The organism is Loktanella sp. SALINAS62 (assembly GCF_018263905.1).
Classification (GTDB): domain Bacteria; phylum Pseudomonadota; class Alphaproteobacteria; order Rhodobacterales; family Rhodobacteraceae; genus Loktanella.
On sequence record NZ_JAAFZU010000012.1, the window covers coordinates 100,612 to 111,533 of the forward strand.

The 10,922-nt window shown below is 62.1% G+C and carries 12 protein-coding genes; 9 read left to right on the forward strand and 3 right to left on the reverse strand.

Annotation, left to right across the window (positions count from 1 at the left end; translation table 11 throughout):
* Positions 1-4: 4 nt before the first annotated feature.
* Positions 5-721: a phosphodiester glycosidase family protein gene (locus GZH79_RS06020; protein ID WP_211642876.1), complete on the reverse strand. Its 717-nt coding sequence runs from the start codon at positions 719-721 to the stop codon at positions 5-7.
* A complete protein-coding gene (rbfA, locus tag GZH79_RS06025; protein WP_211642877.1) occupies positions 721-1,122 on the reverse strand; it encodes a 30S ribosome-binding factor RbfA in 402 nt (133 codons plus the stop codon). Before rbfA ends, GZH79_RS06020 begins: the two co-directional genes overlap by 1 nt.
* A 98-nt stretch (positions 1,123-1,220) precedes the next feature.
* On the opposite strand from rbfA, the gene dapB reads away from it, so the two are divergent.
* A complete protein-coding gene (gene dapB, locus GZH79_RS06030; protein WP_211642878.1) occupies positions 1,221-2,030 on the forward strand; it encodes a 4-hydroxy-tetrahydrodipicolinate reductase in 810 nt (269 codons plus the stop codon).
* Positions 2,031-2,067: 37 nt separating this feature from the next.
* Positions 2,068-2,424: a dihydrodipicolinate reductase gene (locus GZH79_RS06035; RefSeq protein WP_211642879.1), complete on the forward strand. Its 357-nt coding sequence runs from the start codon at positions 2,068-2,070 to the stop codon at positions 2,422-2,424.
* Here GZH79_RS06035 and GZH79_RS06040 read toward each other — a convergent pair.
* Complete coding sequence (locus GZH79_RS06040; protein ID WP_211642880.1) at positions 2,421-2,597, reverse strand: DUF1674 domain-containing protein; 177 nt, start codon at positions 2,595-2,597, stop codon at positions 2,421-2,423. The genes GZH79_RS06035 and GZH79_RS06040 overlap by 4 nt on opposite strands.
* Before the next feature lie 67 nt (positions 2,598-2,664).
* On the opposite strand from GZH79_RS06040, the gene GZH79_RS06045 reads away from it, so the two are divergent.
* The 7 genes from GZH79_RS06045 to GZH79_RS06075 all read left to right on the forward strand — a co-directional run bounded on the left by GZH79_RS06045 (position 2,665) and on the right by GZH79_RS06075 (position 10,871).
* Positions 2,665-3,936 (forward strand): RsmB/NOP family class I SAM-dependent RNA methyltransferase, encoded by a 1,272-nt coding sequence (locus GZH79_RS06045; RefSeq protein ID WP_211642881.1) that lies wholly within the window; start codon positions 2,665-2,667, stop codon positions 3,934-3,936.
* 38 nt (positions 3,937-3,974) lie between these two features.
* On the forward strand, positions 3,975-5,768 hold the full coding sequence (locus GZH79_RS06050; RefSeq protein ID WP_211642882.1) for a heparinase II/III family protein: 1,794 nt from the start codon (positions 3,975-3,977) through the stop codon (positions 5,766-5,768).
* Positions 5,765-7,354, forward strand: a complete 1,590-nt coding sequence (gene purH / locus GZH79_RS06055) for a bifunctional phosphoribosylaminoimidazolecarboxamide formyltransferase/IMP cyclohydrolase (RefSeq protein WP_211642883.1) — start codon at positions 5,765-5,767, stop codon at positions 7,352-7,354. Before GZH79_RS06050 ends, purH begins: the two co-directional genes overlap by 4 nt.
* A 9-nt stretch (positions 7,355-7,363) precedes the next feature.
* A complete protein-coding gene (gene lspA, locus GZH79_RS06060) occupies positions 7,364-7,855 on the forward strand; it encodes a signal peptidase II (RefSeq protein ID WP_211642884.1) in 492 nt (163 codons plus the stop codon).
* A 53-nt stretch (positions 7,856-7,908) separates the two neighbouring features.
* Positions 7,909-8,136, forward strand: coding sequence for a DUF3035 domain-containing protein (locus GZH79_RS06065; RefSeq protein WP_211642885.1), 228 nt, complete (start codon positions 7,909-7,911; stop codon positions 8,134-8,136).
* 87 nt (positions 8,137-8,223) lie between these two features.
* A complete protein-coding gene (locus tag GZH79_RS06070) occupies positions 8,224-9,564 on the forward strand; it encodes a pitrilysin family protein (protein ID WP_211642886.1) in 1,341 nt (446 codons plus the stop codon).
* Positions 9,561-10,871, forward strand: coding sequence for a pitrilysin family protein (locus GZH79_RS06075; protein ID WP_211642887.1), 1,311 nt, complete (start codon positions 9,561-9,563; stop codon positions 10,869-10,871). The genes GZH79_RS06070 and GZH79_RS06075 overlap by 4 nt, the downstream gene beginning before the upstream one ends.
* Positions 10,872-10,922 lie beyond the last annotated feature (51 nt).

The window sequence follows — 10,922 nt, forward strand, 5'->3', positions numbered from 1 at the left end:
GGTATCATTCGACCACACCGATCATCGGGCCCATCGGCAGGCCGAAATCATTGCGCCCCAGATCGGGGGCAAACATCCGCGACACGCGCCCGTCGAAATACAGCGCATCGGGTGTCTGCATCCGGTCCCGGAAAAACCGGGCGAAGGTGTGAAAATTCACCGGTTGGTTTGCAATGGCGAAAACGGCTGTCCGCCCGTCGGCAGTGGTGCCGACACCGTTGCGGATGTTCAGGCTGTCGCTGTCTTCCATAAAATCGGGGTGCAGCGCCCCGTTGATGACAAGCATCGGGCCAGACTGACTGGCATCCCGGCAGGCAGTCTGATTCGTCTCATAGGTCAGCGACTCGATCACGTGGGCCGTGTCATCGGTCAGACATAACAGCCCGTTGGGCAGCAAACCGAAATTGCCAGGACCATTGGACGTAATCAGCGGTGCGGTCTGTTCGCCGTTTTCGATATACAGACCAACCGCGCGGCGATCGTCGTGATACATCCCCGCATTCATGGCAAAGCCAAGCTGCGCAGGTTCCAGTTCAGCCGCCAGCATTTCAAATGACCCCAGAACGTTGCCATCGGCATCCCGATGGAACAGGCGCAGGTCCTCTGTCTGGGCGTCCACCGTGCAAGCGGTAAAGGACAGATCCTCGAACGTGATATCTTCGCAGCTCGCAGCTGCCGCCGGACCGGCGAACAGCACGATACAGGCGACGATCCAGCGCATCACGTGTCGTCCTGGTCAAGATCGCGTTTCACGTTCTTTTCTTCGAACAGCGCGCGCGTGGCATCCATCCGGTCAAAGGTGTCGTCGATTTCGAACCGGATTTCCGGGGCGAATTTGATCGACAATGCCTTGCTGACCTCGCGCCGGATTTCGTGGCGCGATTTGCGCAGCGCTGCCAGCATCTCGTCTTTCTGGCCGCCGCCCAGTGGCAGGACATACGCCGTGGCGACGCTTAAATCAGGAGAGCAGCGCACCTCGCCCACGGTAATCGACATGCGCGCCAGCGCAGGATCGTGGATTTCGCCGCGTTGCAACAGTTCGGACAGGCGGCGGCGGATCAATTCGCCGACACGCAGTTGTCGTTGGTTTGGGCCGGAGCCAGAGGAGTTCTTTTTAGCCATGACCCCCATCTAACGACGACGCCACCGATTTCCAAGCGAGGGTTTTCCCCGCCCCCTGCTGCGGCTATCAGTATGGCCAGCAACAAAAGGATACGGCCATGACGGATATGCCGGGGATCGTGATAACGGGCGCATCGGGTCGGATGGGGCGGATGCTGGTGCAGTCGGTCGCTTCGTCGGATGCCTGCCGACTGGTCGGCGCATTGGAACGGCCGGGCCATGACTGGATTGGCCGCGACGTGGGTGACGCGATGGGTGGTGCAGCGCTGGGTGTCGCAGTGACGGACGATCCGGTTGCCGCATTCGCGCAGGCGCAGGCAGTCATCGATTTTTCCGCCCCGGCTGCGACGGTCCAATTTGCAGGCCTTGCGGCGCAGGCGCGCGCTGTGCATGTCATCGGCACAACGGGGCTAAGCGCTGCCGATATCGACGCCATCGACCGTGCGGCACATCACGCTGTGATCGTGCGTGCGGGCAACATGTCGCTGGGTGTCAACCTGCTGACACTGCTGACGCGCAAGGTGGCGGCGGCACTGGATGCCGATTTCGATATCGAAATCATCGAAGCCCACCATCGGCACAAGGTCGATGCGCCCTCTGGCACCGCCCTGATGCTTGGAGAGGCTGCCGCTCAAGGGCGCGGCGTCGATCTGGCGGATGTGCGCGATTCAGGCCGCGACGGTATGACCGGCGCCCGCAAACGTGGCGACATCGGGTTTCACGCGGTGCGGGGGGGTGACATTGTCGGTGATCACGACGTGCTTTTTGCCGCCGATGGCGAACAGATCACACTGCGCCACCGAGCAACAGATCGCAGCGTCTTTGCCCGCGGTGCGCTAAAGGCAGCACTTTGGGGTCAGGACAAGACGCCGGGACATTATGACATGTTGAACGTTTTGGGACTTTGAAGGACGGTTACAACGCGAGGGTTGGAAGGGTTGAGTGATGTATCTGCGACTTGCCGTGCTTGCTGCGTTTTTCCCTGTCGCCGCATTGGCGCAGGACTGGCAGCGGGTGAGCGACGAAAACGAATTCCTGTCCCTCGTCAGCACGCAGCGCCTGACGCATCTGCTGTACAACATCGACATCACCGTATCGCCAACCGGCGCGATTGCGGGCGACGCGGTGGGCTGGGATGTGACCGGGGAATGGTCGTGGCAGGATGGGTATTTCTGCCGCAGCCTGTTTTGGGGTGGCGATGATCTGGGCTATAATTGCCTACTGGTCGAAGCGCGCGGTGACGAATTGCGGTTCACCGTGGATCAGGGCACTGGCCGGTCTGCCAGCCTGCGCCTGCGCTAGAAATCGATCGCCAATCCCTTGTTTTCCCAGTCCCCGTAACGGACGGGTTCCGGTCCGTCCCGGCCACCGTGTTCTTTCGGTAATTCCACTGCGGCTGCGGCCTTGCGGCGTTCTTCGGCCTCTGCAAGGGCGCGGCGCGCAGCGGGGGGCAGGTCGTCGTTTTGATCTGTCATGGTCAAGTCCTTGCCGGTCTGTCCCTGCTGATATACGTCGCGCAGCACACCCTACAAGGTTTTCGTCATGGATACTTCCGGTCTTGCACCACGCCGCGCCGCGCATCACCTGCTGCAACAGGTCACAACCGAAGACCGTTTGCTGTCCGAATTGATCGGGGCTGGCGCGCTGGATCATCTGGCACCGCAGGATCGCGCCCGCGCACAGCGACTGGCCACCGATACGTTGCGGATGCTGGATCGCGCTGATCGGATGTTGAAACCGCATCTGCGCCAGACGCCTGCAGATCACGTGATGAATGCCCTGCGGCTGGGCACGGTCGAACTGGGGCAGGGCGAAGCCGCACACGGTGTCGTCAACGCCTATGTCGAAATTGTCGCGCGCAATCCCCACACCGGACGGCTGAAAGGGCTGACCAACGCCGTGCTGCGCAAGATCGCCGCCGAAGGTCCGGCCAAATGGAACGCGATGCCGCTGCCCTTGCTGCCCGGCTGGCTGCGGCAACCGCTGGTGGCGGCATGGGGCCGTGCCGATGTGCAGGCGATGGAATCCGTGCAGGCCGTGGCGCCCCCATTGGATGTGACCCCCAAGGGCGACGCTGCTGACGTCGCCGCCGCTCTGGGCGGTCAGGTGCTGCCGACGGGATCGGTGCGCGTTCACGATGCAGGTCAGGTCAGCCAGATGCCCGGTTTCGACACGGGTGACTGGTGGGTGCAGGACGCGGCTGCCGCGATCCCCGTGCGCCTGCTGGGTGATGTCGCGGGTCTGTCCGCGCTTGATCTGTGCGCGGCGCCCGGCGGCAAGACACTGCAACTGGCGGCGGCGGGTGCTGTTGTGACGGCCGTGGATAATTCCGCCACCCGGCAGCAACGGGTGGGCGAAAACCTGCGCCGGATCGGGCTGACCGCCGATGTCCGCACGGCCGATGCTTTTGACGTGACGGGCCAGTGGGATGTGGTGATGCTGGATGCGCCCTGTTCCGCAACGGGGACGATGCGCCGCCATCCCGATCTGCCATATGCCAAGGACGGCGCGGAATTCGGCGGTTTGATCGACCAGCAGACCGCGATGATCGACCACGCGCTGACGCTTGTGAAACCTGGTGGCCGCCTGCTTTTCTGCACGTGCTCTTTGCTGCCCGACGAAGGCGAAGTGCAGGCCGAAGAGGCACTGCAACGCCATCCGGACCTGACCGTCGATCGTGTCGCACTGGATCGTCCGGGGATCGACCCCGGCTGGATCACGCCCGAAGGCGGATTGCGCCTGCGCCCTGATTATTGGGCGGACATCGGTGGCATGGACGGGTTCTATGCGGTGGTCCTGACAAAGCCTGCGTGACAGGGCCGTGACCCTGCGCTAACCTGCCGCCAACAAGAATGCGAAACCGCAGATCGAGGCAGCAGGTGGCACAGTCCCCATCCTGGCGAACGCGCCGCACGGCGTATTTGCACAGATATCATGCGCGCCGCGCCGCGCGCGCCAAACCTGCGACCGGATTCGTGTCGCAGCCGGAACCGCGCAGCATCGGGCATTTCGCGCGTGGCCGGCAGTTGCTTGCCGGTAACTTTTTGTTCGCGGGTGTGCTGACGACCTCCCCCGGTGGGTCGATCTGGGATGCGCAGGGCGACCGCGATCTGGTCGATCAGGAATTGCATGGGTTTGCTTGGCTGGATGATCTGGCAGCGGTCGGGGATGGCCGCGCGCGGGCTGCTGCGCAGAAATGGGTGGCGGAATGGATCGTTGCGTCGGGTGACGGGTCCGGCCCCGGATGGACGCCGGACCTGACGGGCCGTCGTCTGATCCGCTGGATTTCGCATGGTTTGTTCCTGTTGCGCGGTCTGGACCGGGCGTCGCAGGACCACATTTTTCGCAGTCTGGGCCAGCAAACGCTGTTTTTGTCACGCCGCTGGAAAGCCACGCGCGCCGGATTGCCCCGGTTCGAGGCATTGGCCGGCATGGTTTATGCGGGCCTGTCGCTGGAAGGCATGGAACATCTGGCAGATCCCGCCATTGCCGCCCTCGCAGTGGATTGCGCGGTCAGCATCGGGCCGGATGGTGGCATCGCATCGCGCAATCCCGAAGAGTTGCTGGATATCCTGACCTTGCTGATGTGGGCGACAGAGGCATTGGAAGCCAGCGACCGTCCCGTGCCACAACCGCTTGCCGACGCCGTAACGCGGATCGTGCCGACCCTGCGGACCCTGCGCCATGCGGATGGGGGTCTTGCGCGGTTTCACGGCGGCGGGCGTGGTCTGGACGGTCGGCTGGATCAGGCGCTGGCCCGCGTGGATCGGTCGATTGCCGGGGCCGGAACCACAGGCATGGGGTTTGCGCGGATCGCGGCAGGGCGCACCACGCTGATTGCGGATGGTGCGCCGCCGCCACAGGGGAACGAATCGTTCAATGCCCATGCATCAACCCTTGCGTTTGAATTGACCTCTGGCCGGCGCCCGGTGGTGGTGAACTGCGGGTCCGGCGTGACATTCGGTGCAGACTGGCGGCGCGCCGGTCGTGCGACGCCCAGTCATTCGACACTGTGTATCGCGGGCTATTCGTCGTCACGTCTGGGGGCGCCTGCATTGGTGGGTGGTCTGACCCGCGAACCGCTGATCGACCAGCCCGACGATGTGCAATGCATCGTCACCCGCATGGACGACGGCCACCGGGTCGAGCTTTCGCACGATGGTTTTCAACTGACACATGGGCAGACCCATGCACGGATTCTGGAAATGACGCTGGATGGCCGCGGTCTGGTCGGTGAAGACCTGCTGACCACCCTGTCGTCCATCGACAAGGAACGATTCGACCGCGCGCGCGGTCTGACAGGCGGGGCGATCCCCTTTGCCGTGCGGTTTCATCTGCACCCCGATATCGAAGCGCATGTCGATCTGGGTGGCGCCGCTGTATCAATCGCGTTGAAGTCTGGGGAAATCTGGGTGTTCCGGCACGACGGTCACGCCGATCTGACACTTCAGCCGTCCGTCTACCTTGAATCTGGCCGATTGAAGCCGCGCGCGGCGCAACAGGTGGTTTTAACCGGGTCCGCTTTGTCTTATGCGACCCGCATCCGCTGGTCGCTGACCAAGGCGCAGGACACACCTGATGTGGTCCGCGATCTTGCTCCCGCACGCCCGCAGGATGATGACGCATCAATCGAGGACGCCCCATGACCGATCTTTATCCCCTGCGCCGCGCACTGCTGAGTGTTTCCGACAAGACCGGCCTGATCGCATTGGGTCAGGCATTGGCCGCGCGCGGTGTCGACCTTGTTTCGACCGGCGGATCAGCGCAGGCGCTGCGCGATGCGGGGCTGGATGTGCGCGATGTGGCGGATGTGACGGGCTTTCCCGAAATGATGGATGGACGGGTCAAGACCCTGCATCCGGTGGTGCACGGCGGTTTGCTGGCGGTGCGTGACAATGCCGATCATCGTGCGGCCATGGATCAGCACGACATCGGCGGGATCGATCTGCTGGTCGTGAACCTGTATCCGTTCGAAGAAACCGTGGCCAAGGGCGGCGATTACGCCACCTGTATCGAAAACATTGACATCGGCGGTCCGGCAATGATCCGGTCGGCGGCCAAGAACCACGCCTTTGTCACCGTTGTGACGGATGTGCAGGACTATGACGCGCTGCTGGCGGAACTGGACGCGCACGACGGCCAGACCTCTCTGGCGTTCCGCAAGGGGTTGGCCCAGACCGCCTATGGCCGCACGGCGGCCTATGACACTGCTGTCAGCACGTGGATGGCGGGTGCGATCGATCTGGACACACCACGTCGCCGCAGCTTTGCCGGAACCCTGCGGCAGGAATTGCGCTACGGCGAAAACCCGCATCAGTCCGCCAGCTTCTATACCGATGGATCGGACCGGCCCGGTGTCGCCACGGCGACGCAGCATCAGGGCAAGGCGCTGTCTTACAACAACATCAACGACACCGATGCCGCATTTGAACTGGTGGCGGAATTCGACCCTGCGGACGGTCCTGCCGTGGCAATCATCAAACACGCGAATCCCTGCGGTGTGGCGCGGGGCACGACCCTGCTGGACGCCTATACCAAAGCATTCGACTGTGATCGCACCAGCGCGTTCGGTGGCATCGTCGCCCTGAACACACCGCTGGATGAAGAAACGGCCAAGGCCATCGCAGAGATTTTTACCGAAGTCGTCATTGCGCCCGGTGCATCCGACGCGGCCCGCGCCGTGTTCGCAGCGAAAAAGAACCTGCGCCTGCTGACGACGGACGGATTGCCCGACCCCAAGGCGCCCGTGATGACCTACCGTCAGGTGGCGGGCGGTATGCTGGTGCAGGACAAGGACACGGGCCATGTGGCCGCAGATGATCTGCGCGTCGTGACCAAGGCACAGCCGACCGATGACCAGATGGCGGACCTGCGCTTTGCTTGGTCAGTCGCCAAGCATGTGAAATCCAACGCCATCGTCTACGTCAAGGACGGGGCCACCGTCGGCGTCGGTGCAGGCCAGATGAGCCGTCTGGACAGCGCCCTGATCGCCGCGAAAAAAGCAGAACGCATGGCCGACGCGATGGATCTGCCGGAACCGCTGACGCGCGGCAGTGCCGTGGCGTCGGATGCGTTCTTTCCCTTTGCCGATGGCCTGATGGAAGCGGCTGCCGCCGGGGCCACCTGTGTCATCCAACCCGGCGGGTCGATGCGCGATGACGAAGTGATCGCTGCTGCCGACGCTGCCGGAATCGCCATGGTCTTTACCGGCATGCGCCACTTCAAGCACTAGGAACATCTGATGCGATTGGTTTTCTGGGCGGGTTTCTGGACGTTTCTTATCGATCAGGCGAGCAAATACGCCGTGGTCCATTGGGCCGATCTGATGACGCGCCAGCAGATCGACGTGGCCCCGCCGTTTCTGGTGTTCCAGATGGCGTGGAATCGGGGCGTGAACTTTGGCCTTGGGGCCGGGGCGGATCTGCGCTGGCTGCTGATCGCCGTTGCGATTGCGATTTCGGCCGCTGTCCTGATCTGGCTGTGGCGGACCGGCGGAACGAAATGGATCTATATCTCTGCCGGGCTGCTGGTGGGCGGTGCGCTGGGCAATGTCGTGGACCGGGTTCTGTATGGCGCCGTCGCGGATTTCATCAACATGAGCTGTTGCGGATTTAACAATCCGTTTGCGTTCAACGTGGCGGATGTTGCGATCTTTGCCGGGGCCATCGGTCTGGCGTTCCTGCCGCAGCCGCCGAACACAAAGACCAAAACCAAGTCCCGCAAGGCCGGGTGACGCCGCCGTTTTTCTGCGCTAGAACAACGCACCGGGCCACGCAAAGGACGACCATGCGCCATCTTGTTTCCACAGCCGCTTTACTTGCGATACTTGCCGGGTGCAGTGGCGCAACCGGGTCCGAAGGGCCGGATGAATTTTCGGTCATTCCGCAACGTCCGTTGATTATTCCCGACACGAACGCACTGCCTGTCCCGCAACCGGGTGGCACCAATCCTGCCGATCTGGACCCGCGCGCGCAGGCGATCCGCGCCTTGGGTGGTCGCAGTGCGGGCAACTGACGCTGCTGTCACATCCGCGTAGGGCAGGTTGCAAGTCGGGTCACAGACCATAAGTTGCTGTGAACGTTCATCAACCGCAGGCGACACATGAAACGATTTCTGGCCGTCGTTCTAACCGTTTTCGCAACCGCGACGACGGCGCAGGACGCCCCCGACGACGTCACGACCTATACTCTGGATAACGGGATGGAGGTGGTGGTCATCGAAGATCACCGCGCGCCGGTTGTCGTTCACATGGTCTGGTATCGGGCTGGATCGGCAGATGAACCCATTGGCCAATCCGGTGTTGCGCATTTCCTGGAACACCTGTTGTTCAAGGGCACGGACACCCTTGAACCCGGTGAATTCAGTGCAACCGTCGCGGACAATGGCGGATCTGACAACGCGTTCACCAGTTACGACTATACCGCCTATTTCCAGCGCATCGCGGCGGACCGTCTGCCGCTGATGATGGAAATGGAAAGCGACCGCATGGTAAACCTGCGGCTGGATCAGGACGATATCGTCACCGAACGCAACGTGATCCTGGAAGAACGCAATCAGCGCACGGAATCGTCGCCGGGTGCCTTGGCCCGCGAACAATTCAACGCGGCCCAATATCAGAATCATCGCTACGGCGTTCCCATCATCGGCTGGAAGCACGAGATGGAAGAACTGAGCCTTGAAGATGCGCAGTCCTTTTATGATCTTTATTATTCCCCGAACAACGCCATCCTGGTCGTCGCGGGTGATGTCACCCCCGAAGACGTGCTGGCATTGGCTCAAGAACACTATGGCCCGATCCCGGCAGAACCGGATCTGCCAGAACGCGTGCGCGCGACAGAGCCGCCGCAACTGGCCCCGCGCCGGATCGTTTATACCGACGAACGCGTCAGTGACCCCTATCTGGTGCGCAGCTATCTGGCACCGGAACGCGACAGCGGTGCGCAGGAAAAAGCGGCTGCGCTGACCATTCTGGCCGACCTTCTGGGCGGGTCCAGCTTTACCTCTGAACTGGGGCGCGCCCTGCAATTCGACACGCAGACGGCTGTTTACACCGGTGCGGGCTATTCCGCGACGAGCCTGGACAAGACGACATTCGGAATCTCGATCGTGCCGTCACAAGGCGTAACCTTGTCAGAGGCCGAAGCCGCGATGGACGAGGTGCTTCAGGATTTTCTGGACAGCGAGATTGACCCCGCAGCGCTGGACCGGATCAAATCGCAGATCCGGGCCGCCGACATTTACGCCATGGACAGCACGCAAAGCCGCGCCCAGCGCTATGGTGCGGCGCTGACCCAAGGGCTGACCGTGAACGACGTCAACGCATGGCCGCAAATCTTGCAGGATGTCACAGCAGAGGACGTCAAGGCCGCCGCCCGCGACGTTCTGAACCTGAACCAATCGGTGACCGGCTGGGTTGTCGCTAACAAGGAGCAGGCCCAATGATCCGTTTCGTTCTGGCCTTTTGTGCCACGTTTGCAGGCACGACCGCCATTGCCGCCGTCGATATTCAGGAAGTGACCTCTGACGGGGGCATCACCGCCTGGCTGGTCGAGGACCACAATATCCCATTCACCGCGCTTGAAATCCGTATCAAAGGCGGCGCGTCTTTGGACGTGCCTGACAAACGCGGTGCAGGCAACCTGATGGTGGGCCTGTTGGAAGAAGGCGCCGGCGACCTAGATGCGCAGGCGTTCCAGACCAGACGCGAAGAACTGGCGGCCCGGTTCGGCTTTGATATCAGCGACGATACCGTCAGCATTTCGGCGCGCTTTTTGACCGAAAACCAAAGCGAAAGCATCGCCTTACTGCGTTCGGCCTTGATCGAACCGCGATTTGACCAGACCGCCATCGACCGCGTGCGCGCGCAGGTCCTGTCTGGCATTGCGTCGGATGCCAAATCGCCCAACGCGATTGCGTCCGATACGCTGAATGCCGCCGCGTTCCCCGATCATCCCTATGGCCGCCCGATCAGTGGGACGGCGGACAGTGTGACCGCCCTGACCCGCGACGATATCGTGACCGCTTGGCAGAACATGCTGACCCGCGACCGGGTTTATGTCGGCGCTGTCGGTGACATCACGCCCGATGCGCTCGGTGAATTACTGGACTCCTTGTTGGGCGATCTGCCAGCCGAAGGACCGCCGCTGCCCGAAGATGTGGAATTCGCGCTTGATGGCGGTGTCACGGTTGTCGATTTTCCGACGCCGCAATCCGTGGCCCTGTTTGGCCACGAAGGCATGGAACGCGACGACCCCGACTATTTTGCAGCGACCATCCTGAACGAAACGCTGGGCGCAGGCGGCTTTGAATCGCGGCTGATGCAAGAGGTCCGCGAAAAGCGTGGCCTGACCTATGGCATCTCGACGTTCCTTGTGCCGAAATTCCATGCCGAAATGGTGCTGGGACAGGTCGCATCGTCCAACGCGACGATGGCCGAAGCCATCGACGTGATCCGCGACGAATGGGCTAAAATCGCGCAAAACGGCATGACGCAAGAAGAACTCGACCGCGTAAAACTTTACCTGACAGGGGCCTATGCGCTGCGGTTCGATGGCAATGCAAATATCGCGAGCATCCTTGTCGGGATGCAGATGATCGACCTGCCGCGCGCATACGTCGCCAACCGGAACGATTATATCAATGCGGTGACGCTGGACGATGTGAACCGCGTCGCGGCAGAGCTTTACCAGCCCGAAGATCTGCATTTTGTCGTGGTGGGTCAGCCCATAGGGCTGGAAGCCGACGACTGAATTTGACCGAGGGGTTGCTTGTTTCGCCCCTCGCAGAATCAACGGCGGTCA

Excerpts from the sequence above, each read along its gene's own strand:
- GZH79_RS06050 (WP_211642882.1), top strand. The coding sequence starts at position 3,975 with ATGCGAAACCGCAGATCGAGGCAGCAGGTGGCACAGTCCCCATCCTGG.
- GZH79_RS06020 (WP_211642876.1), bottom strand. The coding sequence starts at position 721 with ATGCGCTGGATCGTCGCCTGTATCGTGCTGTTCGCCGGTCCGGCGGCA.
- GZH79_RS06070 (WP_211642886.1), top strand. The coding sequence starts at position 8,224 with ATGAAACGATTTCTGGCCGTCGTTCTAACCGTTTTCGCAACCGCGACG.
- GZH79_RS06045 (WP_211642881.1), top strand. The coding sequence starts at position 2,665 with ATGGATACTTCCGGTCTTGCACCACGCCGCGCCGCGCATCACCTGCTG.
- lspA (WP_211642884.1), top strand. The coding sequence starts at position 7,364 with ATGCGATTGGTTTTCTGGGCGGGTTTCTGGACGTTTCTTATCGATCAG.
- purH (WP_211642883.1), top strand. The coding sequence starts at position 5,765 with ATGACCGATCTTTATCCCCTGCGCCGCGCACTGCTGAGTGTTTCCGAC.
- GZH79_RS06035 (WP_211642879.1), top strand. The coding sequence starts at position 2,068 with ATGTATCTGCGACTTGCCGTGCTTGCTGCGTTTTTCCCTGTCGCCGCA.
- GZH79_RS06075 (WP_211642887.1), top strand. The coding sequence starts at position 9,561 with ATGATCCGTTTCGTTCTGGCCTTTTGTGCCACGTTTGCAGGCACGACC.
- GZH79_RS06040 (WP_211642880.1), bottom strand. The coding sequence starts at position 2,597 with ATGACAGATCAAAACGACGACCTGCCCCCCGCTGCGCGCCGCGCCCTT.
- GZH79_RS06065 (WP_211642885.1), top strand. The coding sequence starts at position 7,909 with ATGCGCCATCTTGTTTCCACAGCCGCTTTACTTGCGATACTTGCCGGG.
- rbfA (WP_211642877.1), bottom strand. The coding sequence starts at position 1,122 with ATGGCTAAAAAGAACTCCTCTGGCTCCGGCCCAAACCAACGACAACTG.
- dapB (WP_211642878.1), top strand. The coding sequence starts at position 1,221 with ATGACGGATATGCCGGGGATCGTGATAACGGGCGCATCGGGTCGGATG.